Below are 25,789 nucleotides of genomic sequence, written 5' to 3' on the forward strand. Positions count from 1 at the left end.
CCCGAAGGCAGAGCATCCGAAGCCCTGAAGCGTCAGCGCGAAGAGCGTCGGCGCGAAAAGCGAAAGCGCCTACACGCCCGCGCTCTGCAGGTCGTCGATGAGCCGATCGCCCGGCGTCACCGACTCCATGGTGGCCTCGATGTCGGCGCGGCCGAGCAGCTCGTCCATACGGCGACGACGTGACTTCGAAATGAGCGTCACGACGGTGCCCTGCTTGCCGGCGCGGCCCGTACGGCCCGAGCGGTGCAGGTACGTCTTGTACTCGTCGGGAGCGTCAGCCTGAATGACCAGGTTGATGTCGTCGACGTGGATGCCGCGTGCCGCAACGTCGGTCGCAACGAGCACATTGACCCGGCCGCTGGTGAGCAGCTGAAGGTTGCGCGTGCGGCGAGCCTGGTTGAGGTCGCCGTGCAGCGACGTAGAAGGAATACCCGCGTTGTCGAGCTGGTCGGCCAGCTCTTCGGCGAACGCACGGGTGCGAGCGAAGATCAGCGTCTTGCCCTCACCCGACGCGAGCTGCTCGATGATGGCACGCTTGTCGCGCTGCTCGATGAGCAGAACGCGGTGATCGATGGTTGATGACGCCTGGTCTTCGCCGGCGACTTCGTGCACGGCCGGCTCGACGAGAAACTCGTTGACGAGCTGGGCAACACCCTTGTCGAGGGTTGCCGAGAAGAGCAGTTTCTGGCTCGAGGTCGCGGTCTGGCGAAGGATGCGCTGCACCGGCTCCAAGAATCCGAGGTCGCACATGTGGTCGGCCTCGTCGAGAACGACGATCTTGACCTGCGAGAGGTCGAGGCGACCCTGCTCGACGAGGTCTTCAAGGCGCCCGGGGGTCGCGATAATGATGTCGGTTCCGCGCTGCAGAGCCGAGACCTGCTTGAACTGCGGCACGCCGCCGAAGATGGGCGTGGTGAACAGGCCGACCGAGCGTGCGATTGGCTGCACGGTGCGGTCGATCTGCATCGCGAGCTCACGCGTCGGGGCGAGGATGAGCGCACGAGGCAGACGCCCGGGCTTGCGGCCCTTGGCGCCGTCGTTCTCCATCAGACGCTCAACCAGGGGCGCACCGAAGGCGATGGTCTTGCCGGAGCCGGTCTTGCCGCGGCCGAGCACATCTTTACCGGCGAGAACGTCGGGAATGGTCGCAGCCTGAATCGGAAACGGGCTCGGAGCACCCATGGCAGCCAGCTGCCGCGTGATGTTGTCGCCCAAGCCGAGGTCGCCGAAGGTTTTGTCGACCACGTCGCTCGCGGTGGTCACTTCAGCTTCGAGGCGCTCGAGCACGACGTCTTCTTGCGCGCCGAACCGGCCTGCTGCGGCGCCGACGGCACCCGCTGCCGCACCGGCCGCGTAGCCGTTAGCGTCGCGCTTCGGGTAGAAGTCGCTGCCGCGCGAGGCGCGATCGGTGTTCGAGTCACGACGGTCGTCGAACGAGCGCGCGGGGCGATCGCTGTAGCTCGGGCGCTCGGTGCGAGTACCGCGGTCGCTGTTCGCGCTGCGGTCACCGTAGCTCGGGCGTTCGCTCGAGGCACCGCGGTCACCATACGACGGGCGGCCAGTGGATGCTCCGCGGTCGCCATAGGCAGGCCGCTCAGTGCGTGCGGGGCGGTCGCCATAGGCAGGCCGCTCAGTGCGTGCGGGGCGGTCGCCATAGGCAGGCCGCTCAGTGCGTGCGGGGCGGTCGCCATAGGCAGGCCGCTCAGTGCGCGCGGGGCGGTCGGTGTACGACAGACGCTCGTTACGAGCCGGGCGATCACCATACGACGGGCGCTCACTCAATGAAGCACGGTCGCCATACGAGGGGCGCTCGGAACGAGCCGGGCGGTCACCATACGAAGGGCGGTCAGAACTCGCGCTGCGGTCACCGTACGACGGGCGGCCAGTCGAAGCTCCACGGTCACCATACGACGGGCGGCCAGTCGAAGCTCCACGATCGCCATATGACGGCCGTTCGGTGCGGGCACCGCGGTCAGCCGAAGCATTGCGGTCGCCGTATGAGGGCCGTTCGCCGCGCCCGGCAGAAGCGCCGCGGTCGGTGCGGTCACCATACGAAGGGCGACCGGTTGAGGCACCACGGTCACCGTACGACCCGCGCTCGCTCGACGCGTTACGGTCGCCGTACGACGGGCGACCCGTCGATGCACCGCGACCAGCAGACGCACCGCGGTCAGTGCGGTCACCATACGAAGGGCGACCGGCAGCAGCACCGCGGTCGTTGCGGTCGCCGTACGACGGGCGACCCGTCGAGGCACCGCGACCGGCAGACGCACCGCGGTCAGTACGGTCGCCATACGCGGGCCGCTCGCCACGGTTGCTGTAGCTGCTCTCGCGCGTCGGCGTGGCCGCGCGCGGCTCCCAGTTGGGTCGCTCGCCACGGTTCGTGGGTGCGGCGCCGCGCTGAGCGCGCTCATCCGCGTTCCAGCGGGCCTTCTTGGGCGCGCCAGCCTCAGCGGCTTTGTAACCGCGGTGACCTGCGCTGCGTGAACCGGCAGCAGCCGAGCCTGAGCTCTTGCCTCCGGTGAATTTGTTACCGCCAGCGGACTTTTTCGAATAATCGGGCATAGTTCTTTCCGGGTTTTTTCATTTGCATGGCAAAGCGGTCAATACATTTGCGATTGACTTTTGCTGAACCCGGGCAGTCTTTGGCCGGGGCCGTTTCACATACGTGATTGTTCCCGCCGCACGCCTCTGACTTTCACAGAGACCTTGCACACCGCATCCATATTGCAGCGCGCCCATCGCGTACTGACGAGAAACCGGCCCACCTGACTTACAAACCCATCCGCGCACAACGCGCGGTGTCAAGAGCCGACCAGCCAACATTACACGACTCGGCCGCAAAAAGCACGACCTCCGCGCCAAAAAGCACGACCTCCGCGCCAAAAAGAACCCCCCGACTATGTGGCGAGCCCCGGCTGCGATTTCGGCGTCAGCGCCGCATGCTCCGGATGCCCGTGCGGGCGACCCTGGGCATCCACTTCGCCCTCGTTCACAGCCCCCGCCCCCGACGACGGGCCGTCGTTGTCACCGCGCGGAGACGTGGGCCGCCCGTTCGCCCCGGCCAACAGCCACCCTGTGCGAATCGGGTTGCGCCTGCGCGCCAGCGCCACACCGCAAAGCAACAGACTCACGATCAGCAGAATGCCCATGACCACCACACTCGTGATGATCGGCCCCGACTCACCGCCGGTCAGAATGCCCTGCATGCCCGCCACCGCATAACTCATCGGCGAAATTGCGCTGATGAACTGAAACGGCCCGCTCAGAATCTGCACGGGGTAGATGCCCGCGGTGGTGGCGATCTGCACGGCGAACAGAATGAGCGAAACGATGATGCCCACCCGCCCGAACGCGGTGGTCAAGAACTGGTTGAACGCCAAGAACGCCAGCGACACCAGCAACGCGAACCCGAACGTCGCCGGCGCGGTCGACCACCCCGCACCCAAGCTCAGAAGCAGGTAGGCCACGACGAGCAGCACCTGTACCAGGCCGATGGCGGATGCCCGGCCGAACACCCGCGCAACAAGCCGTGTGGTCGAGGCCGAACTCGCCAGCACCGCACTCTTCAGCGGCCGGAGGAACAAGAACACGGCGAGCGCACCGATCCACAGCCCAGCGGGAATGATCAGAATGCCGATGACCTGACCGATGCTGCTCACCGGGTTGAGCGCCGTGACGTTCACCGCGATGGGGTCGGCCGCGACTTTGGCGGCGGCGGCGGGATCAGCAGCGGTGCTCTTGCTGAGCGAATCGGCCCCCGTCTGGAGCCCGGTCTGCAATTGAGTGATGCCGCTGGTCAACTGCGTCGCGCCCGTTGCCGACTGCGCGAGACCCGAGGCGAGCGGCGTGAGCCCGGCAGCGAGCTGCGACGCGCCAGAGCTCAGCGGCGCAGAGCCCGCGGCCAGCTGGTTCGCGCCAGACGAGAGCTGCGAGATGCCCGATTGCAGCGAATCGAGGCCAGACGTGGTCTTCGACGAGAGCGTCGATCCGCCGCTGGCGGCCTGGCCGAGGCCGCCCTGCAAACCCGAGTAGCCCGCGGTCAGCTGCTGCTTGGTAACGGCGTCGAGATTCGGGTTGCTGTTGATCGCGGCCAGAATGCCCGGCGATAGTTGACCAGACAACGTCGAGAGCGAAGCCACGCCACCCGTGTAATCGCTCACCGCCCCCGACAGCGACGACAACCCGCTCGCATTGTCGTCGAGCGTCGAGAGCCCACCCGCGAGTGTATTCACGCCGTCGGTGTACTGCGTCACTCCTGAGCTGAGCGATGCAGCGCCCGATGCGGCACTCGCCGCACCCGTCGACAGCTGCCCGAGCCCATCGCTGAGGGTCTGCGCGCCCGAGGCCAATTGCCCGGCACCAGACGCGGCGGTCGAGAGCTGCGTACCCACGGTTCCGAATCCGGTGTACACGCCGGTGAGCACCTGCGCGGTGATTGCCTGGCCGAAGCCCGCCTTGATGGCGTTGCCCACCGTGCTCGCCACAATGCCAGAGAGGTATCCGTGCGAGTTGTCGGTCGCGATGTCGATCGACCCCTGAACCGGGTTCGGCGTGCCCTGGCTCGAGATCTGCTTCGAGAAGTCTTCGGGAATCGTCAGCACGGCGTAATACGTGCCGTCGGCCAGGCCTTTTGCTGCGTCAGCAGAGTTGGTGACGTGCCAGTCGAACCCGCTCGCGGTGGGGCCGGTGAGCTGCGTCACGAGCCCGCGCCCCGCGTACACGGTCGATTGGGTGCCGTCGGCGGCGGTCGTGGTGATGAGCTGGTCGTTGTTCACCAGAGCGGCCGGAACCTTGTTGATGTTCGTCGACACGTTCGAGAACGCGCCCGAGAACAGCCCGCTGGCCGCCAGCGGAATGGCGATCACCGCAAGCAGCCCGATGGCGAACCACAGCCCTCGCCTGCGCCGATGCGATCGTGCGGGCGCCTCGGCGACAGCGGCAACGGGCACCGAGGCAGTGGTGACCGGCACGGATTCGGGGTGCGGTGAGGTCATCGCAGTGATCCTTCCTGGCGAGCAGGGTTCTGCAGAGCAGGGTGAGAGAGTTCGAGAATGCTGACCGCGCGTGGTGCGGGGGTGGATGCTCGGGCAGCGACATGCTCGCCCGACTCGGCACTCGGGGCCTGCACCGAGGTGGTCTGTTCGAGCCCGAACGGCACCGCGGGCATCCCGACGACCAACGTCGTTGCGGCATCGACGAGCGACACCAGCGCATCGAGAAACACCGTCTCGTCTGCGGTCGGCGAACCCTTGTCGCCGGTGTCGACCACCACGAGTTCAGAGCGGTCGGCGAGGCCGAGGGCGGTGAGCAGTATGGCCGAGGCGAGGGGCGAGAGCGCACCGAGAGTGGTCGTATCGGTGATTTCGGCTTCACCCTCCACCACGCGCAACGAGCGGTTCACGGCCGCGATGCGATCGTTCACCTCGGCGCGAGACACCCACGGCCTGAACCAGGGTTTCGCCAGGCTGATGCGCTCGCGCAGTGCCTGGTCAACGGTGGTGTCGATATCGGGCCGGGGCGACGAGAGGTCGACGAGCGAAACGAGCCTCGAGATTGCACCCGCCTCAGAGGGCAGACAGCGGGAGAGAATCTGCAGCTCACCGTGTTCGGGCAGCAAGCGCCCGGCGAGAGTTGCGCCGAATAGCCGGCGCGAACTGGTGTCGCCCGCGACGACGAGCAGACCGCCCGAGGGCACCGAGACGTCGACCCTGCCCTCGACACCGGCGATGGCCAGGTTCTCAGCGGTGACGGCGTCGCCCGTGTGCTTGGCAGCCCAGGCCGAGTTCGTGATGTGCTCGCGCAGCCCCTCACCCTCGACGTCGACGTTCGGCAGAATGCGGCGAATGGCACGCGGCAGCTTCCACGCCGTGTCGCCGAGCATGGTCATGATGGCCGGAATGAGTGTCATGCGCACCAAAAACGCGTCGACGAACACACCGACCGCGAGCGCGAGAGCGATCTGCTTGATGGCACCGGTGCCCTCGGGCACGAACGCGAAGAACACGAAGAACATGATGAGAGCGGCGGCGGTGACGACCCGTGCGCCATGCACGAACCCGACGCGCACCGAACGCCGGGCATCCCGAGACTTCACGTACTCTTCGCGCATGCCCGACACCAAGAACACCTGATAGTCCATGGCGAGGCCGAAGAGTATGGCCATCAGCAGAATGGGTAAGAAGCTGAGCAGCGGCCCGGTCGAATCCATATTCAGCAGGCTGCTGCCCCAGCCCCACTGGAAGACGGCCACCGAGACGCCGAAGCTGGCGCCCACCGAGAGCAGAAAGCCGAGCGCCGCAGTGACCGGCACCGCGATGGAGCGGAACACCATGGCCAACAGCACAATCGAAAGCCCCACCACGAGAATGCCGAACGGCAGCAGCGCGGCCGTCAGCAGGTTCGAGATGTCAACGGCGACGGCGGTCTGACCGGTGACGGCGATGGGCGTGCCGAGGTCTGCGGTGATCTTCGGGTTCAGGTCGCGAACCGCCTGCACCACCACCTTGGTCTCGGGCGAATCGGGTGCCGCGTCGGGAATCACGCGGAAGATGGCGGTGTCGAGGGTGGCATCGGGCACACCCTGGCTGACGTAGGTGACGCCTTTGACGGTGCCCAGTTCATCCTGAATCTTGGTGAGAACGCCCTGAATGTCGGTCGACTGGGTGATGTCGGCGGCCACGATGAGCGGCCCGTTGTAGCCGGGGCCGAAGCCCTTCGCGAGCAGGTCGTAGGCCTGGCGGTTAGTGGTGTTGAGCGGCTGCTGGCCCGAGGTGGGCAGGTTGAGGTCGAGGCTGAGGGCGGGAATGGATGCGACGCCCACGATTCCGAGAACCACGATGACGAACACGATGGGGGCTTTCATGACGAAGCCCACCCAGCGGGCGCCCATCGACTTACCCACAGGCTTCTGAACCTTGCCGGTCTTGGTGGTCGTCTCGGTCGGCGCCGGTACAGCGGAATCCTGGCCGTGACCGGCCAGATCGGCAAGCGCGCGACGTGCGATGCGGCCACCCTTTTTCGGCTCGAGCCGGTGCTTGAACAGGCCCATGATGGCCGGCAGCAAAGTCATCGCCAGTAGCACGGCCACGAACACCGAGAACGCTGCTGCGACGCCCATCACACTCAAGAACGGGATGCCCACCACGAGCAAACCGAGCAGAGCGATGATCACCGTGGTGCCGGCGAAGACCACCGCACTGCCGGCGGTCGCCACAGCCTGCGCGGCAGACTCTTCGGGCGGCACCCCCTGCGCCAGCTGTGTTCGATGCCGAGACAGAATGAACAGCGCGTAGTCGATGCCCACCGCGAGCCCGATCATCGCCGCCAGCGTCGGCGCGGTGCTCGAAACCGAAGCGAAAGCCGAAACGAAGATCACGGCGCCGAGCGAGATACCCACGCCGAGAATCGCCGAGAGCAACGGCAACCCGGCGGCCAGAATCGAGCCGAAGGTGAAGAACAGAACGATAGCGGCAAAGAGCACACCGAGACCCTCAGAAGGGCTCACAGCTACGCCGGTGGCCTGAAAGACGTCGCCACCGAATTCCACCCGAATGCCGGCATCGGTCGCCGGCGTCTTCGCGGCCTCGATGGCCGTGATGGTCGACTGGGGAATGCTGGTGGTCGGCCCGTCGAACTGAACCGACGCATAGGCGATGGTGCCGTCTTTCGAGATGGCGTTCGCGGCGTACTGCGAATACGGCGTGACGACCGAAGAAACGTGGTCGACCTTCGCTATGGCGTCGGTCGTGGCGGTGATGGCCGCTTGGTTAGCCGGGTCGTTGACACTCTGGCCATCCGGAACTTCGAAAACCACCTGCGCACTCGAGCCCGCGACCGCCGGAAACACCGCGGCGAGCTTGTCGAGGGTCTGCTGCGATTCGGTGCCGGGAATCGAGAACGTGTTCGTCGTCGAGCCGCCGAGGGCGACGCCGCCACCCAGAATGCCGACCAGAATCAGCAGCCAGGCCACCAGAATCTGCCACGAGTGGCGGTACGAGAAGCGCCCGATGCGATAGAGAAGCGTTGCCATGGTCTCGTGGCTCCTAGAGGGTGAGTCGGTTCGGCGAGGCAGAGGTGGGGCTCGGTACAAGAACTGCGGCAGGAACGACAAGCTCCGACACCACATCGATGAGGGCTGCCCTGACCTCTGCGATCGAATCGGTGACGTTCATTTCTACAGCACTGGTGGCTAAAACGTACGCGGCGCCGGCTAATCCGACACCGATGCGGATGCGCTGGCTGACGCTCGGCACCTCAGAGTCGAAGGCGGTCGCCAGTCGGGCGATCCACTCGCGAGCGCGGTCGATGGTGGCGATGCCCGCGAGCGACTGCCCCTGATTGATGATGATGTGCGCTTCGAGCCGGTATTCGAGCAAGTAGTCGATGAACTCATCGACGAAAGCCGCGCGCAGATCGGTGTCGGTTACCCGGCCCACCGATCCGGCGAGCAAGACGCCTAACCGTTCGACCGCTGGCGCAAGAGCAGCCTCGAGCAGAGCCTCTTTCGAAGCGAAATGGTAGAGCACACTCGATTTCGAATACCCCGCCGCATCTGCGATCTGCTGCAACGACGTACCGGCGTAACTCGTTTCGACGAACAGCCGAAGGGCGGCAACCCGCAACTCTTCTGCAGCATCAGTGCGCCCGTGCGCAGGTGAGGCTGAGTGCGAAGACTTCAGTGGCGGAGACGACACCCCACCACGGTAGCTGACCGCTCGGTCAGAGTCTGCACGTTGTGTCAGATGCGGGGTCGACTCCCAGCGGAGAGCCACCGATTCTCAGACAGGCTCGACAGACGGGCCAGACTCAGACGGGCCAGAGTCAGACGGGCCAGACTCAGCAGACGGGCCACGCGCAGCGCTGGGGCCGCCTGCGCCCGCGCCGATGGCGAGCGGAGGCCGAGGCACCGGTGCCTTCGCCTCGGCCAGGCGGTCGGCACGGCGCTGCTCTCGTCTCGTTCGGCGGCGCTCGCGCCAACCCTCGACGAGGTTGTAGAGCACAGGCAGCACGATCAGCGTCAAAATGGTCGACGAGATGAGACCGCCGATCACGACGATGGCCAGCGGCTGCGAGATGAAACCGCCGTGGCCAGTAAGACCGATAGCCATCGGCACCAACGCGAAGATCGTCGCCAGAGCGGTCATCAGAATCGGCCGCAACCGGCGAATCGAGCCCTGCACGAGCGCCTCGCGCACGGGCAGACCCTTCGTTCGATACTGATTCACGAGGTCGACGAGCACGATGGCGTTCGTCACCACGATGCCGATCAGCATCAGCACACCGATGATCGAGGGCACGCCGAGCGGGATGCCCGAAATCACCTGAAGGGCAATGGCACCGGTCGCGGCGAAGGGCACCGAAACCAACAGCAACAGGGGCTGAATCAGGCTCTTGAAGGTGGCGACCATCACCACGTACACGATCAGAATGGCGATCAGCAGCGCGAGCCCCAATTGGCTGAAGGCGTCACTCTGGTCTGAGGTGGCACCGCCCAGCGAGGCTGTCGCGCCGGCCGGCAGCGGAGTGTCGGCCACGGCCTTCGACACCTCTGCACTCGCGCCGCCGAGGTTGTCGCTCGAGGGTGTCGCCGTAATGGCGGCCGTGCGCAAACCCTTCGCCTCGGTGATGGTGTCGGGCCCGTTCTGCTGCGTCACGGCGGCGAGCGAGTCGAGTCTGACGGGCCCGGCCACGGTCGGAATCTGCAGCGCAGCCAGGTCGGCCTGTGTCATCGGCGTCGAGTCGCTCGCGATGTAGATGGTGTACTGCGTTCCCTCGATGCCGATCGATCCCACCGTTTGCGGCTGCATCGCGTTCGACACCAGCGTGCCGACCGCAACTTCGTTCAGGCCCGCCGCGGCCGCCTTGGCACGATCGACGGTGACGGCGATATAGGGCCGGGTCGCCGAAAGATTCGAGGTGGCCTGCGTGATATCAGAGAGCTTCGAGACAGAGGCGAGCAGAGCATCCGAAGCCGTCTGCAAATCGGCCTGGTTCGAGGCGGTGATGTCGACCTCGATGTCAGACGAACCGCCGAAGCCGGCCGAACCGCCCACGGTGATCTGGCCGACGTCAGGAATGGCCTCGAGATCGGTGCGCACGGTGTTCGTCAGATCGTCTTGGTTCACGTTCTCGTCGGTGGTGATCGAGTAGGTGATGGCATTCGCTCCGCCGCCGGCGAAGGCATCGCGAAGGCTCGAGCCGCTCGAGCCGATCGAGACCTGAACGGTCTGGATGCCCGAAATGCCCTGAAGCGCAGCCTCCACCTTCTGCGCTGAGGCATTCTGCGCATCGAGGCTCGAGCCCACGGGAACGGTCTGCGTGACCGTCAGAGTGTTCTGCCCGCTGGAGCCCAAGAAGTTCGTCTTCATGAACGGAACGAGCGCGAACGTACCGGCCAGCACGAACACCGCGATCAGCAGCGTTGCCACCGAGTGCTTCAACGTCCACGTGATGATGGGCAGGTAGCGGCGTTGCAGGGCGGTGGGCTTCTCGTCGTCGACGACGTTCGTCGCCTGCCGGCGACTGCGCCGGCCCACGGGAATGGCGGCCGTCGCAACAGCGAGGGAATCACGAACCGGTCGCCCGTTGACCAGGTCGCGGTTTGTGGCCTGCTCGGCATCCGCCCCGCCCGCCACTGCGACCTGCTTCGACGCCTTGGCTTTCTTGGGCTTCTTCAGCGAACTGCCGAGAAACCAGTACGCCAGAACGGGAACGATGGTGAGCGCAACGACGAGTGACGACAGCAGGGCGATGGTCACGGTCAACGAGAAGGGCTTGAACAGCTCGCCGGTGGTGCCCTGCACGAACAGCGCGATGGGCAAGAACACGGCCACGGTGGTGACTGTCGAGGCCGTAACCGCCGTCGCGACCTCGCGAACCGCTTCGACGATGACCTGTGAGCGGGTCGGGCCGTCGATGGGGCCGTTCACTTCGGCGAACGTCAGGTGGCGCTTGATGTTCTCGATCACCACGATGGAGTCGTCGACTACGCGCCCGATGGCGATGGTCAGCGCACCGAGCGTGATGATGTTCAGCGAATAGTTCGCCGTCTGCATGGCGATGAACGTGATCAGCACCGAGGTGGGAATGGAGATCGCTGTCACCAGCGTCGACCTGATCGACATCAAGAAGATGAGAATGATCACCACGGCGAAGAACAGGCCGAGCAGACCCTCCTCGGCGAGCGAGTTGATCGACTGCTGAATGAACGGCGCCTGATCGAACACCACTGTGAACGTCGAACCAGGCAGCGCTGTCTGCAACGACGGAATCAGGTCGCGCACACCCTTCGACACGTCGACGGTGTTGGCGGAGGGCAGTTTCGTCACCGCAATAGTGAGGGCCGGCTGGCCGTTCACGCGCGAGATCGACGTCACCGGGTTGTCGACGAGTGCGACGGTCGCAACGTCGCCGATGGTCTTTACGGGAGCCCCGAGTGCGGCCGAGGCGGCAGCGCCTGCCACGCCCGTTCCGCCGGTTGCGCCCGTCGAGCCCGACACCGTGGGCGTCACGGGCAGCGCCGCGATGTCGTCGACCGACGTCAGCTGTGACCCGGCCTGAACCGAATACGTCAACCCGTTCTCGGTCAGAGACCCGGCCGGAATGAGCGTGCCGTTCGTCGCCACAGCAGACTTGATCGAGGCATCCGTCAGCCCTGCAGCTGCCAGCTTCGCCGGGTCGGGCGTGATGGTTACCCGTTTGCCCACGTCACCAACGAGCTGCGCCGCGCGTACGCCCGGCACCTGCTCGATATTGGTCAGCGTGCTCGCGTTTATCTGCGCAGCCATGGCGTCGGTGTCGCCACCCGTGACGGCGATTTGGATGACCGGCAGATCGTTGATGCTGCCGCTCAGCACCTGCGGGGTGACCCCCGTCGGCAACGTCGACTGAATGCGGTTGATGGCCTGACTGATCTTCTGCTCGGCGTTCGCCAAATTCGTGCCGTAGACGAACGTCGCGTTGACGATCGAGAGGTTCGTGCTCGAGGTCGCAGAGGTCGTATCGATGCCCTCGACGCCCTGCACGGCCTGCTCGACCGGAATGCTGACGTCTTGGTTCACGACCTCGGGCGAAGCACCCGGGTAGTTCGTCAGAACAACCAGCTGCGGAAAGTCGATCGACGGAATCAGCTCTTGCTTCAAGCTGGTCAACGCGAGTGCGCCGAACACAGCCACGACAATGGTCACGAGCGCGATGAGCGCTCGGTTTTTCATGCTGAAGACGGCGAGAAGGTGCACGTGTCTCTTTTCGTTATAGAGGCGGTCTCCAGTCTCTCATTTCCCGAGGCCGGGTTTAGCCTGGAAGCGGGCCGGATGTTCGGCCACTCCCCGGCTCTGTCGAAAGGTTTTTCATGCCCCGCATCGGTCTCAGCGACCTCGACGTCTTTCCCCTCAACCTCGGCGGCAACGTCTTCGGCTGGACTGCCGACAAGCAGGCGTCGTTCGACATTCTCGACGCCTACGCGGGTGGCGGCGGCAACTTCATCGACACGGCAGACGGCTACTCGTCGTGGGTGCCCGGTAACCACGGCGGCGACTCAGAGGCCATCATCGGTGAGTGGATCGCCCAGCGTGGCAGCCACGACGACTTAGTGATTGCGACGAAGGTCAGCCAGCACCCCCAGTTTCGGGGTTTGAAGGGCGCGAACATCCATGCCGCCGCAGAGGCATCTCTCAGCCGACTCGGCGTCGACTCGATCGACCTTTACTACGCGCACTATGACGACGCCGAAACTCCGCTCGAGGAGTCGGCCGCCGCGTTCGACGAGCTCGTGAAGGCCGGCAAGATTCGCTACTACGGCCTCTCGAACTACACCGCAGAGCGCATTCAGCAGTGGCTCGACGTCGCCGACGCGAACGGGCTCACGCGCCCGGTCGCGCTGCAGCCGCACTACAACCTGGTGCACCGCAACACGTTCGAAGAGACGCTCGCGCCCATCGCCGAGGCCGCGAACCTCGGCGTTCTGCCCTACTACTCCCTCGCGAGCGGCTTTCTGACGGGCAAGTACCGCACTCCAGACGACAACGCGGGAACCGACCGCGCGGGCAGCGCGGCCAAATTCGCGACTCCCGCCGGTTTCGCCATCATCGACGCCCTCGCAGAGATCGGCGCGGCCCACGAGGCCAGCATCACCACCACAGCCCTCGCCTGGCTGCTAGCCAAGCCCACCATCGTCGCTCCCATCGCGAGCGCCTCCCGCGCATCCCAGGTGCCAGACCTCCTGGCCGTCGCCGCCGTAACCCTCTCCCCCGAAAAGGTAGCCCGCCTAGACGACGTGAGCGCCTGGCGCCCTTAGCCTTGCATTCCCCGGCGTTAGGAGGCCCCTAGTCTTTCTGGTCTGGCTACCGTCAATGAAGCCATGCCCAGAGAAAGACTGCCACCACAACTAGTGCACAAGCGGCCTCGACGAGCTGAGTCGATCGGTTCGATCGCCCAGTTGACAGAGTAAGTCGTTTGTGACTGTGAATTTCTGGTTGCATTGACTGGCCCGATTCAGTCAAATCGACTCGATTGAACCGTTGCGTGCGTTTTAGTGCATCTTTTCCTACCGAATGAAGCAGGCGAAAGCAACGCCGCCATTGGGCAGGATCCTCGGGGTCGAATCCGCCAGGGGTGAAGAAAATCAGGGCGTTATCGGTTATTTCCATGCTAGAAAATCCCGCGTTGTCAGCAAGGCTTGCCATGAGGTCTGGGGTGAGAATGTATAGCGCGTCTCGCTCAGAGCCCGGCGTACAATACACGTCAAAATAGTTGGGAAAATCGCCTTCGAGCTTCATCTTCTGTCGAGGATCCAGCGACGAGGGTAGGCTCCGTCCTCTATCGTCTTTTGAAACCAAAAGAATGTGGGGCAACGGGGGTCCAGTAACGACTTGTGAGATAAATGCCCATCGTTCGGTGACATGCACGCTCGCACGTTCCACTTCGAATGCGAGAGTACCGATTCGTACATTTCCAGGGCCTAGATCACCACAAAACTCCTCATAGATTCGTCTATTCGCAGCGCGATGAATCAAGGCGCTTGGTGCGCTCCACTCGGCGACTGGCACGAACTCAAGGCCATTCGATCGCGCAAGCCTCGTAAGTCGATCCAGTCGACTTCTTCGGGACGCTCGCCAAAGCGCTTCGATTGCGACCAGCCCAGATCCTGCGATTGCTAGAACTACGTATGCTCGAGCCAACGGAATCGAAACAGCACTAGAAATCGCAATCGCCAGAACTACAACAGCTACCCGCAGCCCCCATAACATTGGTCGGCGCGCCAGCGTCAGACGCCAGGCTGGCATCGACTGCTCAATGGCAGACAAGTCCATAAAATCGTGCGAGCTGGAGCTAATCAAGAGGTTCCGCCCTAATGGTTCTCAACGAGCGGAACCGTGGAGTGTACCGACCGTCTTCGCACTTGAGTCGCCCACCATGCACGAGATCAGACGGTCACCGCTTGCCCACGACATCGCCGTGGGCTTATAGCTGGTCACATCGAGACTCGAATTGTCGTAAGAAGTTCCGATGAACGCAGCAAACCGAGACGTACAACCGTCGTCCGCTTCGTTACCGAGAGCGACCGGATTCCATGAGGCGTCTGTCACCTGAAAGTCGTCGAAAACCTCAAGATCGTGCGGGGCTGCGCAGTCAACAATGGGCACGTCGGAGACCATCAGAGAATCGAGGTCATTCAGGCAGTCGCCGACCTTCAAAGAAAACACATCGGTCTGCTTCGGATCGGCGGATGTCGCAGTTGGCGGATCAGTCGAAGGCGCGGAAGCATTCGCTGACCCAGTGGCGGCCGACGATGGGGAAAACACAGGCCCGCTCGCCTCAGGCCCTCCAGGATTTGAAGCACATCCACCAAGCGTCAAGACGACGAATATCGGAACGATGGACATAAACTGTCTACTGAGCATTAATCAATAGTATGCCATTGTCTCCGGTTTAGCGAATTTTGCTCGGCTTCTAGCTGATCTCCTCTTCCGGGCGAACAAATTACTCGTCTAGCAGGCCGTGCACGGTGGCCTCGTCGACGATGAGGTCGGTGATGAGGTGCGCCGCGAGCGCGCCGCGGAGGGCCGGCATGCGCGACTTGCCCGAGACCACGCAGACGCGGCGCGAGACTCGGGCGAGCTGGTCGAGGGGCGGCCCGCTTGCGCGGGAGTTGATGGGCACGTCGGCCGAGGAGCCGTCGGCGCGGTAGAACACCGTCGCCACATCGCCCACCACGTTCGAGGCGGCGAGCGACGCGAAGTCGTTTTCGTCGAGGTAACCACTCGAGTACACGTGGCCAGGCACCTCAGAGTTCGGGGTGCCGAGACCGAAGAGCGCAACATCCATGTGCTTTTGAATGTCGAGTACTCGCCTGATGCTGCGTTCACGCCAGAGCACCTGTTTCGTGGCCGGGTCGTCGAAGAACGCCGGCACCGGAAACTGCTGCACGTACGCCCCGTATGCCAGGCCGAACCGGCTCATGATCTCGCTGGCGTAGACGATGCCTGTGGTGCGCGTATTCGCGGCGCCGTTCAGCTGCACGATCTGCGAGTTGTGCGTCACCTTCGGCTGCAAATGGCGGCTGACCGCACTCATGGTGCTGCCCCAGGCGATGCCCATGGTCATGTTCGAGTCGAAGAACTGGCCGAGAATTCGTGCGGCCGACATCGCCACCCGCTCGAGCCGATCGACCTCGTTGGCCGAGTCAGGCACCGGAACGACGTGCACCGTCACGTGGTGCTTGTCTTGTACCCGCTGCAGCGCGGTCGAAATACGCTCAGCCGGCGTCTTCACCTGAATCTCCACCAACCCGGCTTCGCGCGCATAACTGATCAGGCGAGAAACGGATGATCGTGACGTGTGCAACTCGGCCGCAATCGCCTCCATGGTGAGGTCTTGCATGTAATAGAGGTGTGCGGCTCGAAGGGCATCACGCACACGCTCGTTGGCGACCTGATGCTCGGCGGCTCGCTCCGGCCGCTTCTCCGTCGAATTCGAGGCGTCTGCCCCGCCAGAATGCTCGGCAGTTCTCTCGCCAGACGTCTCGACCACGGGTGCATTCATCGCACGCCTCCATTGCTTGTTGCGCGTTACCTATCGCCCAATCAATACACAGTCTGCACGTATGTGCAAGTAGCTTGACCAAACGTGTTGTGGTTCCCATTATGGATGGAGTCACACGAGTTGCACAGGTGCAACCTGGGACTTACACGAAGGCGAGTGAACAGTGACTGACAGCACCACCGAGTCTGCAGCGACACAGGATGTACGCAGCGACGTTCAGGCAATTCTCGACCGCCCCACGGCCCAGGTTCTGGTCATCGGCGGCGGCATCAACGGCGTAGGCACTTTTCGCGACCTCGCCCTGCAGGGCGTCGACGTGATTCTGGTCGAACGCAGCGACTTCATCTCGGGCGCCTCTGCCGCGTCGAGCCACATGATCCACGGCGGGGTGCGTTACCTCGAGAACGGCGAGTTCAGGCTTGTTCGCGAATCGGTGCAAGAACGCAACAGACTGCTGCGCCTCGCGCCCCACTATGTGAAGCCGCTGCCCACCACGATCCCGATCTTCTCGACCTTCTCGGGCATCCTGAGCGCACCTCTTCGTCTGCTGACTCACAAGCAGGCCGGCAAGCCGAAAGAGCGCGGCGCGCTGCTCATCAAGTTGGGGCTCACCGGTTACGACTCGTTCTCGCGTGACGGCGGCACCGTACCTCGCCACGAGTTCAAGGGCCACAAGAAGTCGATGCAGAAGTTTCCCAAGCTGCGCGATTCGGTCAAGTACACGGCGCGCTACTACGATGCCGCGGTCGAGAACCCCGAGCGTCTCGCACTCGACATCATCGGTGACGGCCGGGCGGCCGCGAAGAGCGGTGCCGCCGCCCAGGCGCGAAGCGTGAACTACGTCGAAGCGATCGGCGATTCCGACGGCGGCGTACTGCTGCGCGACACTGTGAGCGGCACCGAATTCACCGTCAAGGCCGACGTCATCGTCAACACCTCCGGCCCCTGGACCGACATCACGAACAAGGCGCTCGGCAAGGTCACGAGCTTCATGGGTGGCACCAAGGGCTCGCACATCGTGCTCGACAACCAAGAACTCTACGACGCCTGCGCGGGCGGCGAGATCTTCTTCGAGAACAACGACGGTCGTATCGTGCTGATCTACCCGCTGAATGGGCGCGTGCTCGTCGGTACCACCGACATCGATGCCGACCCGAATGAGCCGAGCGTCACCACCGAAGAAGAGGTCGACTACTTCTTCGAACTCGTCTCGCACGTTTTCCCAACGATTGCGGTCGATCGTTCGCAGATCGTGTACCGGTACTCGGGCATCCGCCCCCTGCCGAAGCACGACGACACCGCCCCCGGGTTCGTGTCTCGCGACTACCGCATCGAGCAGACTGTGTTCGCGGGCGACAAGAAGACGCCCGTGCTCTCGCTGGTCGGCGGCAAGTGGACGACCTGGCGCGCGCTCAGCGAACACCTCACGAACGAGACGCTGGGGCTGCTGAAGAAGACCAGAACCGTCAGCACCGAAGATCTGCAGATCGGCGGCGGCGTCGGCTTTCCCACCACCGACTCCGGCTCGCGCGCCTGGGTCTCTGAGCACTCGGCCGGCCTCTCGGCCGAGCGCACCGCCCAGTTGCTCAAGCGTTACGGCACCAAGGCTGCGGGCGTCATCGCTTACATCACCGAACGCACCGACGACGCACCGCTGGCATCTCTGCCCGACTACAGCACCGCCGAGATCGACTACCTCATCGCCAAAGAGTACGTGGTGCACCTCACCGACGTCGTACTTCGCCGCACTATCGTCGCCTTCATCGGCGGCCTCACCCAGCCCGTGTTCGACGAGCTGAGCGTCATTGTGGGCAAGCAACTCGGATGGTCGGCGGCGCAACTCGCCGACGAACGCACCCGAGCCGTGAAAGATCTCGACTTCTTTCACGGGCTGAAGCTCGAGGCACCCGCACTCACCCCGGCTACGTCAGAAAACCTGACCGACGCCAAATAATGCACGAACGTGCACCTCAGATGCCTTGTTGACGGGTTGCAGGCAGGACTAGGTTTCGTACTGGTTCCGCACTGCACCCTTCGTCAACGCTCGCCGACGAGGGTTCAACAACCGTGACATAGCTGTCACAAAAGAGAGGTCAACGTGGACAATTTAGGTATTGATTTCGTATCGGAGCTGGTGGGCACCGCCCTCCTTGTGCTCCTCGGCTGTGGCGTCGTCGCCAACGTCGCCTTGACGAAATCTAAGGGCTTCAACGGCGGCACCCTGATGGTGAACATCGGCTGGGGCCTCGCGGTCTTCGCCGGTGTCATCGTCTCGTATGCCTCGGGCGCGCACCTCAACCCGGCTGTCACCCTCGGCCTGGTCGCCAACGGCGCCACGCATTTCGGTGGCGCGAACAGTCAAGTCGACGTGAACTTCTTGACGATCATCGCTTATATCGGTGCGCAGCTCATCGGCGCGATCATCGGTGCCGTGTTCGTGTGGCTGGCTTACAAGCAGCACTTCGACGAAGAACCCGAGCCCGCCAACAAGTTGGGCGTCTTCTCCACCGGCCCGTCGATTCGTTCGTATGGCTGGAACCTCATTACCGAGATCATCGGCACTTTCGTTCTGGTCTTCGTGGTCATTGGCTTCTCACGCCACAACGACACGGGCGGTCTGAACGCCCTCGATGCTCTGCCCGTAGCGCTTCTGGTTATCGGCATTGGCGCCTCTCTCGGTGGCCCTACCGGCTACGCCATCAACCCAGCTCGTGACCTCGGCCCGCGTATCGCGCACTTCATTCTGCCCATCAAGGGCAAGGGCAGCTCTGACTGGTCTTACTCCTGGGTGCCTGTGGTCGGCCCCATCATCGGTGGCGTGATCGCGGGCTTCGCGGCTATTCCGCTGCTGCCTATCCTCACCTGACACCGGTTCACCCGCCCGAGTTGACACCGATGTCAGCAACGGTCCACGCAGTACGACAATGCAAGAAAATAAGGAGTTTCACACAATGAGCGAGCAATACGTCATCGCCATCGACCAGGGAACCACGAGCTCTCGCGCAATCATCTTCACGCACGAAGGCACCATCGTTTCGAGCGGCCAGAAAGAGCACGAGCAGATCTTTCCCCGTGCGGGCTGGGTCGAGCACGACCCCATCGAGATCTGGAACAACGTTCGCGAGGTCATCGGCCAGGCCCTCTCCAAGGCCAACCTGACCCGTCACGACATCGCGGCCATCGGCATCACCAACCAGCGCGAGACCGCGGTGGTCTGGAACAAGAAGACCGGCCAGCCCGTCTACAACGCCATCGTGTGGCAAGACACCCGCACCCAGTCGATCGTCGATCGTCTCGCGGCCGACGGCGGCGTCGAGCGCTTCAAGCAGATCGTCGGCCTTCCGCTGGCGACCTACTTCTCGGGCACGAAGATCGTCTGGATTCTCGAGAACGTCGACGGCGCACGCGAAGCCGCCGACGCCGGCGACCTGATCTTCGGCACCACTGACAGCTGGGTTCTCTGGAACCTCACCGGCGGAGTCGACGGCGGCGTTCACGCCACCGACGTCACCAACGCCTCGCGTACCCTCTTCATGGATCTCGAGACGCTCGAATGGCGCGACGACATTCTCGAGGCGTTCAACGTTCCGAAGTCGATGCTCCCCACGATCAAGTCGTCGTCAGAGGTCTACGGCGTGGCGAGCGACAACAGCCTGCTGCGCGAGGTGCCCATCGCGGGCATCCTCGGCGACCAGCAGGCGGCTACCTTCGGCCAGGCGGCGTTCGACGCCGGCGAGTCGAAGAACACCTACGGCACCGGTAACTTCTTGATCTTCAACACCGACACCGAGATCGTCCACTCCAAGAACGGTCTGCTCACCACGCTCGGCTACAAGCTCGGCGACGCACCTGCTCACTACGCGCTCGAGGGTTCGATCGCTGTGACTGGTTCGCTCATCCAGTGGCTGCGAGACAACCTCGGCATCATCTCGTCGGCCCCCGAAGTCGAAGAGCTGGCCAAGACGGTCGACGACAACGGTGGCGCGTACTTCGTGCCGGCATTCTCGGGTCTATTCGCGCCGTACTGGCGGTCGGATGCCCGTGGTGCCCTCGTGGGCCTCACCCGCTATGTCAACAAGGGCCACATCGCCCGCGCCGCTCTCGAGGCGACCGCGTTCCAGACCCGCGAGGTTCTCGATGCGGTCAACGCCGACTCCGGTGTCGACCTCACCGAGCTCAAGGTCGACGGCGGCATGATCGCCAACAACCTGCTCATGCAGTTTCAGGCCGACATTCTGGGTGTGCCCGTGGTGCGCCCGGTCGTCGCTGAAACCACCGCCCTGGGCGCTGCGTATGCGGCCGGCCTGGCGACGGGTTTCTGGGCGAACCTGGATGACCTGCGAGCCAACTGGCAAGAAGACTCCCGCTGGACTCCGAACATGGAGCCCGAAGAGCGGGACCGCCAGCTGCGCAACTGGAAGAAGGCCGTCACGAAGACCCTCGACTGGGTTGATGCTGACACTCAGGAGTAGCACGACACTCAGGAGTAGTTAGTACGCTCTCGACAGGGGCGGGCATCCACACTGGGTGCCCGCCCTCTTCTCTGGCTGCTTAAGTGATAATTCATCAGTTATGATTGATCGGCCAATGGATGCCGACCGATCGTTGCAGAGCTACACCGCCGCGCGCCTGACCCGTGACGCCGAGTTCTGGCTGCGGCGGCAGGGGCTGCCGTACTTCGTCGCTCCACGAGCGCGCCGCACGCTGCTGGTCGCTCGCACCGGGCCGTTCTTCACGGTTCTGCTGGCGCTCGATGCGGCGAGGTGGGTGCTGCGAAGCGTTGACGTGACCGTCGACGGCAGCCCCGGCGCGGTTGTGGGGCTGGCCGCGCTGGCGGTAACCGCGCTATTCGCACTCGTCGTGGTGCCGATCGGCCTCATCGCCCTCTCGCCGGCCGCGATCAGTGCGGTTCCGCGGCGAATGACCGTCGTCAGCGCGACTCTGCTTGGCGCGTACCTCGTCGTCGACCCGCTGCTGCAGCACGCTGCCGGTCAGACCTACCGGCTTGAGGCTCTGCTCGCTGCCGCGTTCGCTGCTCTCGCATCTCTGCTCGCCACCGGGCTCGGCGTCGGAGCGGTGGCATTGTGGGCGATCAGAGTCGCCGGCCGGCAGCTGCGGGCGCTTCGTGAGGTCTCGGGCAGGGTGTTACCCCTACTCATGCTCGTCGTGGGGCTGGCCCTGCTCGCTCCGGGGCTCTGGCAGGTCACCAGCACGCTGACTCCGCTACGCCTCGCGGCGGTCATCGTGCTGTTCGGAGTGCTCGGGCAGTGGTTCATCGCCCCGGTCATCCAATCGGAAGCGGCGGCCATCGCAGAGCAGAACACGGGCTCGGGCTCCCCAGCACTCAGCCGGGGCGAACGGGCCAACCTCACCATCGTGCTGGTTCTGGCTCAGAGCTTTCAGGTCGCCATCTTCTCGGCCCTCGTCGCCGTCATTCTCGTCGTCTTCGGTGAGCTCGCCCTGACGCCCGCCGTCATTGCGGCCTGGTCGGGCGGCCGAACGCAGCCCGTGCAGCTCTTCGGGCTGACGTTGCCGGTCGACACCGCGCTGGTGAAGACGTCGGTGTTCTTGAGTTGTTTCGCTTCGCTCAACTTCGTGGTGAACATCCGCTCGAATGCCGCCTACAAATCGGCGTTCTATGATCCGCTGTTCGACGACGCCCGAATAGCGCTGAACGTGCGCTCGGCGTATCGCACCGCGACGGCCGCTGCTCGCCGCCCCGACAAGCGGAGCTGAACCCTCAGGTCTGGGCCTGAAACCGCCCATCAACGCAATTTGACCCGCAAATATTCCGGTGTAGTGTCGTCACACGTGACTAACGAACCCAGGTCTGCGAAACGCTGGATAATCGGCGACCCGCTGCCCAGCCACAAGATGGAGGGGCAGCTTCTTCCTAAGCGACTCGCACTGCCCATCTTCGCGAGCGACCCGTTGTCGAGCGTCGCCTACGCACCCCAAGAACTGCTGATGATTCTGCTCATCGGCGGGCTCGCGTTTCTCTCGTTCGCGCCCATCGTGGCCGGCGCCGTCATCGTGCTGCTCATTGCGGTGGTCGCCTCGTACCGCCAGCTCGTGAAGGCCTACCCGTCGGGCGGCGGCGACTACGAAGTGGCCCACAAGAACCTCGGCGAGAAGGCCGGGCTCGTGGTCGCGTCGGCCCTGCTCGTCGACTACGTTCTGACGGTTGCCGTGTCGGTCGCCTCGGGCGTCGACAACATCATCTCGGCACTGCCGTTCTTGAACGACTTCCGCGTCGAAATGGCCATCGGGTTCGTTGTTCTGCTCGCGGCGGTCAACCTGCGCGGCGTCGCCGAGTCGAGTAAGGCGTTCGCCATACCCACCTACGTGTTCGTGGGCAGCGTTCTGGTGATGATCGTGGTCGGGCTCACGCAGACCGCCCTCGGGCATCCACCGGTCGCCGAATCGGCCCACTACGGCGTGCAAGCGCAGAGTCTCGGGCAGGTCGCGGTCATTCTGCTGCTGCTTCGGGCTTTCTCGAGTGGATGCTCGGCCCTCACCGGTGTCGAAGCCATCGCCAACGGCGTTCCCGCCTTTCGCCGCCCCAAGATTCAGAACGCTCAGCGCACGCTGGTGCTCATGGGCAGCATCGCCATCACGCTGTTCGCCGGGCTCACCGCGCTGGCACTGATCTCGGGCGTGCACTACGCCGAGAACGCCTGCGAGCTGACCGGGTTCGTCGACTGCAACAACGTGCCGCAGCGCAGCCTGATGGCCCAGGTGGCCTCGGCGGTGTTCGGTAACAGCTCGGTGATGTTCTACGTGATTCAGGCCGCCACGGCAGCCGTGCTGCTGCTCGCGGCGAACACCGCGTTCAACGGCTTTCCCCTGCTCGGATCGGTGCTCGCCAAAGACTCGTATGCCCCGAAGGCTCTGCTCACCCGGGGCGACCGGCTGGTGTTCTCGAACGGCATGATTCTGCTGGCGCTGGCCGCCGCGGCGATTCTGTTTGTCTACCAGGCGTCGCTGACCAACCTGATTCAGCTCTACATCATCGGCGTCTTCGTGTCGTTCACCCTTGGGCAGAGCGGCATGATCGTGCACTGGATACGCCTGTTGCGAAGCGGTACGCCTGACCGGGGAGCGGTCATCCGGAGCCTGACCATCAACTCGTTCGGCGCCCTGCTCACGTTCGTGGTGCTGATCGTGGTCACCATCACGAAATTCACGCACGGGGCGTGGCTGGTGTTCGTGATCATGCCGATTCTGTATATGTTCATGCTCGGCATCAACCGGTATTACCGCGATGTGAGCAAAGAGATCGAAGTCGACCCGGTCACGACGTTCGGTGCGAAGGGCGACTACGCCATCGTGCTAGTGGGGCGCATGCAGAAGCCCGTGCTGAAGGCGCTCGACTACGCCATCGCGGCGAAGCACAGCAACCTCGAGGCTGTGCACATCTCCATCGACGAAGAGCAGACGCTGCAGCTCGAACACGATTGGGTGGAGCAGAACATCGCGGTGCCACTGCGCATCATCGATTCGCCGTACCGCGACGTTGCCGACCCGCTGATTCACTACATCAAAAAGCATCGCGAGCAGTTCGGCTCAGAAGTGGTCACGGTGTACACGCCCATGTACATCGTGGGGCACTGGTGGGAGGCGCTGTTGCACAACCACAAGTCGCGGCGACTGAATAAACGGCTGATGCTGGTGCACGGCGTGACTATCGCTCTCGTTCCGTGGCTGCTCGACTCCAGCGAACTCATCTACGGTCGACGTTCGCGGCCGCTGCCGGGGCAAGAGCGGCGCGGTGAGCCGGTTCGGCCCATTCCTCGGGCGTACCCGCCGCAGCAGCCGACTGAGGCGCAACGACACACTCGATCGACCGACGGGCGCAATCAGCCGCGTCTCTGAGCTGAGCTCGCGCTGCGAAGCGCTGCAGACACACGGCCAGTCAAGCCCGTCGAGAACCGGCACGGCACACAGAAGACGGTCGGATGCCGCGTGCTAAACTCAAGGCAGTTTTTCACGTATTCAACTCATCCGGGTGGCTCCAATCCCCCGGCCCGAAAGGTGAGGGGGTCTCGCATGGGGCGCGGCCGTCAAAAAGCAAAGCACACCAAAGTGGCGCGCGAGCTGAAGTATTTCAGCCCCGACACCAACTACAGCGCACTCGAACGCGAACTCGGCACGCACTCCGAGCCCGATTTCGCGGCCCTCGCGGCCAAGTACGACACTGACGATGACGACGAAGTCGACCTCGAAGACGATCTCGACGAGTACGTTCCCACCGACGAGCAGAAGCGCGCCTGAGCTGACGGCTGGTGACCGCTGACTGCTAACGCTCGGTGGCTGCTAACGCTCGGTGGCTGCTGACGCTCGGTGGCTGCTAACGCTCGGTACTGCTGACTGTGGCGACCGGCTGCGGCTAACGCTCGGTGCAGCCGACGCTGAGTTCCGGCTGCCGACGCTCGGCGCGATTGACGCTGAGCTCTGGCTATCGGGCGGGCGGTTCGTCAGCTTTCGCGGATTCGACCGGTTCTGCCTGCCCCGAAATCGCGGGCCGTTCGGCGCTCTGTTCGATGGCCGTGCCTGCCGGGCTCTCGATGCCCTCGGGGTTCTCGCCACCTTCGACGTGCTCCATCATGACGGTGCGAGCGGCACGGCGAGAGGCGCGGTCTACGAGCAACGCCACCACCGCGCCCACCGCAAAGCCGAAAACGGCGAGAAAGAGCGCGAGAAACCCGAAAACCTGTGAAAAGTCGAAGCCGGGAGGCTCCGGAAACGAGAACGTCAGAATCAGTGCAACGATCAGCCCCACGACACCGCCGGCGACCATGAACCTGAAGTAACGCGGCGCGCGGTGGATTCTTACGGAGTCGTCGCCGACCACGCTCTCGTTTTCACGTTCGTCAGGTTCAGGGGTGTCGCTCACCCCTCCATTGTCGCAGCCCTCGCTGCGTATTCCCGCTCACCCGCTAGCTCCCGGGCCGAAGGCCGAGGCCGGCGAGCGGCACGTAACCACGAAGGTCGGCGCGCTGCCCCGAGGCGTGGATGCGCCCGGCTTCCACCCCGCTCACCCAGTCGAGCGTGCCGGTCACGAGGGCGAGCCAGGTCGGGGCATCCATCTCGACCACATTCGGCGGGGTGCCCCGGGTGTGGCCGGGGCCTTCGATGCACTGCACCGCTGCGAACGGCGGAACCCGCACTTCGACCGTGTTGCCCTTCGCCCGCTCGGCCAGCACCTGCAGGGTGTAGCGCACGGCGGTAGCAATCACGTCACGCCCCACCGCCCGAGCGGTGCCCGAAGCGGCCGCGCCATCCGTCGTGCCCGCCCCACCCGCCCCACCCGTCGCGGCCGCCCCACCCGCCCCACCCGTCGCGGCCGCCCCACCAGTCGTGCCCGATCCATCAGCCAGGTCGGCCGCGTCGGCCAGATCGGCGGTGCCCGGCGATGCCGTGACGGCTGCTACGGCCGCTACGGCGCTCAGCCCCACCGCATCCGCAATTCTCGCCCGTGCCATACCTCAAGGCTAACGGCGAGCGGGGGTTCTGACCCCCGTCGCCCGAGGCGCAGCGCCCGAGGCGCAGCGAGCGAGGCGTAGCGCAAGAGGTTTCGCGGGGCGGCCCGGGGGATGGGCGGGCCGCCCCGCGAAAGGGATTCGTGCGAAGGGCGGGTTGGGGGAAAACGCCCTTCGCACGAAACTGGTTCGTGCGGCGGCAGGTCGGGGGAACGCACCGCCGCACGAGTTCGTGGGTGCGTGTGGCGAGCTGTTAGGGGGGA

General features: G+C 64.3%; 18 protein-coding genes. 7 read left to right on the forward strand and 11 right to left on the reverse strand.

All coding sequences use genetic code 11. The features are described from left to right. Positions 1-69 precede the first annotated feature (69 nt). From IEX24_RS11780 to IEX24_RS11800, 6 genes are all read right to left on the reverse strand, one after another. On the reverse strand, positions 70-1,782 hold the full coding sequence (locus tag IEX24_RS11780; RefSeq protein ID WP_372435716.1) for a DEAD/DEAH box helicase: 1,713 nt from the start codon (positions 1,780-1,782) through the stop codon (positions 70-72). Further along, positions 1,779-2,294, reverse strand: a complete 516-nt coding sequence (locus IEX24_RS20140; RefSeq protein WP_372435717.1) for a hypothetical protein — start codon at positions 2,292-2,294, stop codon at positions 1,779-1,781. Before IEX24_RS20140 ends, IEX24_RS11780 begins: the two co-directional genes overlap by 4 nt. Positions 2,295-2,900: 606 nt before the next feature. Beyond that, positions 2,901-4,997, reverse strand: coding sequence for a YhgE/Pip family protein (locus IEX24_RS11785; RefSeq protein WP_188678504.1), 2,097 nt, complete (start codon positions 4,995-4,997; stop codon positions 2,901-2,903). Further along, positions 4,994-8,032: an MMPL family transporter gene (locus IEX24_RS11790; protein ID WP_188678505.1), complete on the reverse strand. Its 3,039-nt coding sequence runs from the start codon at positions 8,030-8,032 to the stop codon at positions 4,994-4,996. The genes IEX24_RS11785 and IEX24_RS11790 overlap by 4 nt, the downstream gene beginning before the upstream one ends. Positions 8,033-8,045: 13 nt before the next feature. Further along, entirely contained in the window at positions 8,046-8,696 is a 651-nt protein-coding gene (locus tag IEX24_RS11795) for a TetR/AcrR family transcriptional regulator (RefSeq protein WP_203585988.1), read from the reverse strand. 84 nt (positions 8,697-8,780) lie between these two features. Then, positions 8,781-12,239 (reverse strand): efflux RND transporter permease subunit, encoded by a 3,459-nt coding sequence (locus tag IEX24_RS11800; protein WP_188678507.1) that lies wholly within the window; start codon positions 12,237-12,239, stop codon positions 8,781-8,783. A 113-nt stretch (positions 12,240-12,352) separates the two neighbouring features. Here IEX24_RS11800 and IEX24_RS11805 point away from each other — a divergent pair, with 113 nt between their 5' ends. Beyond that, entirely contained in the window at positions 12,353-13,297 is a 945-nt protein-coding gene (locus IEX24_RS11805; RefSeq protein WP_188678509.1) for an aldo/keto reductase, read from the forward strand. A 52-nt stretch (positions 13,298-13,349) separates the two neighbouring features. Here the strand turns inward: IEX24_RS11805 and IEX24_RS11810 are convergent, their stop codons facing one another. The 3 genes from IEX24_RS11810 to IEX24_RS11820 all read right to left on the reverse strand — a co-directional run bounded on the left by IEX24_RS11810 (position 13,350) and on the right by IEX24_RS11820 (position 15,882). Then, positions 13,350-13,778 carry a hypothetical protein gene (locus tag IEX24_RS11810; protein WP_188678511.1) on the reverse strand — a complete coding sequence of 143 codons (429 nt, stop codon included), beginning with the start codon at positions 13,776-13,778 and terminating at the stop codon, positions 13,350-13,352. A gap of 582 nt (positions 13,779-14,360) precedes the next feature. Further along, positions 14,361-14,885 (reverse strand): septum formation family protein, encoded by a 525-nt coding sequence (locus IEX24_RS11815; protein ID WP_188678513.1) that lies wholly within the window; start codon positions 14,883-14,885, stop codon positions 14,361-14,363. Positions 14,886-14,982: 97 nt separating this feature from the next. Then, positions 14,983-15,882, reverse strand: coding sequence for a sugar-binding transcriptional regulator (locus IEX24_RS11820; protein WP_229715292.1), 900 nt, complete (start codon positions 15,880-15,882; stop codon positions 14,983-14,985). Positions 15,883-16,207: 325 nt separating this feature from the next. On the opposite strand from IEX24_RS11820, the gene IEX24_RS11825 reads away from it, so the two are divergent. From IEX24_RS11825 to IEX24_RS11850, 6 genes are all read left to right on the forward strand, one after another. Then, on the forward strand, positions 16,208-17,998 hold the full coding sequence (locus tag IEX24_RS11825) for a glycerol-3-phosphate dehydrogenase/oxidase (RefSeq protein ID WP_188678517.1): 1,791 nt from the start codon (positions 16,208-16,210) through the stop codon (positions 17,996-17,998). Between the two features lie 144 nt (positions 17,999-18,142). Beyond that, the gene (locus IEX24_RS11830) at positions 18,143-18,910 is read left to right on the forward strand and encodes an MIP/aquaporin family protein (RefSeq protein ID WP_188678519.1); all 768 of its coding nucleotides are present in this window, start codon (positions 18,143-18,145) and stop codon (positions 18,908-18,910) included. Positions 18,911-18,995: 85 nt separating this feature from the next. Further along, complete coding sequence (gene glpK, locus IEX24_RS11835; protein WP_188678522.1) at positions 18,996-20,516, forward strand: glycerol kinase GlpK; 1,521 nt, start codon at positions 18,996-18,998, stop codon at positions 20,514-20,516. A 100-nt stretch (positions 20,517-20,616) separates the two neighbouring features. After that, the gene (locus tag IEX24_RS11840) at positions 20,617-21,780 is read left to right on the forward strand and encodes a hypothetical protein (protein ID WP_188678524.1); all 1,164 of its coding nucleotides are present in this window, start codon (positions 20,617-20,619) and stop codon (positions 21,778-21,780) included. Between the two features lie 138 nt (positions 21,781-21,918). Beyond that, entirely contained in the window at positions 21,919-23,919 is a 2,001-nt protein-coding gene (locus tag IEX24_RS11845; protein WP_239083152.1) for an APC family permease, read from the forward strand. Positions 23,920-24,093: 174 nt separating this feature from the next. Then, a complete protein-coding gene (locus IEX24_RS11850) occupies positions 24,094-24,318 on the forward strand; it encodes a DUF3073 domain-containing protein (RefSeq protein WP_188678528.1) in 225 nt (74 codons plus the stop codon). Positions 24,319-24,502: 184 nt separating this feature from the next. Here the strand turns inward: IEX24_RS11850 and IEX24_RS11855 are convergent, their stop codons facing one another. Continuing rightward, positions 24,503-24,940, reverse strand: a complete 438-nt coding sequence (locus tag IEX24_RS11855; protein ID WP_188678530.1) for an ABC transporter permease family protein — start codon at positions 24,938-24,940, stop codon at positions 24,503-24,505. A gap of 43 nt (positions 24,941-24,983) precedes the next feature. Continuing rightward, positions 24,984-25,295, reverse strand: coding sequence for a sterol carrier family protein (locus IEX24_RS19610; protein WP_229715294.1), 312 nt, complete (start codon positions 25,293-25,295; stop codon positions 24,984-24,986). Positions 25,296-25,789: the final 494 nt, after the last annotated feature.

The organism is Subtercola lobariae (assembly GCF_014640255.1).
In the GTDB taxonomy this organism is placed as follows: Bacteria; Actinomycetota; Actinomycetes; order Actinomycetales; family Microbacteriaceae; genus Subtercola; species Subtercola lobariae.

Excerpts from the sequence above, each read along its gene's own strand:
- IEX24_RS20140 (WP_372435717.1), bottom strand. The coding sequence starts at position 2,294 with ATGGCGACCGTACTGACCGCGGTGCGTCTGCCGGTCGCGGTGCCTCGA.
- IEX24_RS11785 (WP_188678504.1), bottom strand. The coding sequence starts at position 4,997 with ATGACCTCACCGCACCCCGAATCCGTGCCGGTCACCACTGCCTCGGTG.
- IEX24_RS11790 (WP_188678505.1), bottom strand. The coding sequence starts at position 8,032 with ATGGCAACGCTTCTCTATCGCATCGGGCGCTTCTCGTACCGCCACTCG.
- IEX24_RS11805 (WP_188678509.1), top strand. The coding sequence starts at position 12,353 with ATGCCCCGCATCGGTCTCAGCGACCTCGACGTCTTTCCCCTCAACCTC.
- IEX24_RS11810 (WP_188678511.1), bottom strand. The coding sequence starts at position 13,778 with ATGAAGCTCGAAGGCGATTTTCCCAACTATTTTGACGTGTATTGTACG.
- IEX24_RS11815 (WP_188678513.1), bottom strand. The coding sequence starts at position 14,885 with ATGTCCATCGTTCCGATATTCGTCGTCTTGACGCTTGGTGGATGTGCT.
- IEX24_RS11820 (WP_229715292.1), bottom strand. The coding sequence starts at position 15,882 with ATGCAAGACCTCACCATGGAGGCGATTGCGGCCGAGTTGCACACGTCA.
- glpK (WP_188678522.1), top strand. The coding sequence starts at position 18,996 with ATGAGCGAGCAATACGTCATCGCCATCGACCAGGGAACCACGAGCTCT.
- IEX24_RS11840 (WP_188678524.1), top strand. The coding sequence starts at position 20,617 with ATGATTGATCGGCCAATGGATGCCGACCGATCGTTGCAGAGCTACACC.
- IEX24_RS11845 (WP_239083152.1), top strand. The coding sequence starts at position 21,919 with ATGGAGGGGCAGCTTCTTCCTAAGCGACTCGCACTGCCCATCTTCGCG.
- IEX24_RS11850 (WP_188678528.1), top strand. The coding sequence starts at position 24,094 with ATGGGGCGCGGCCGTCAAAAAGCAAAGCACACCAAAGTGGCGCGCGAG.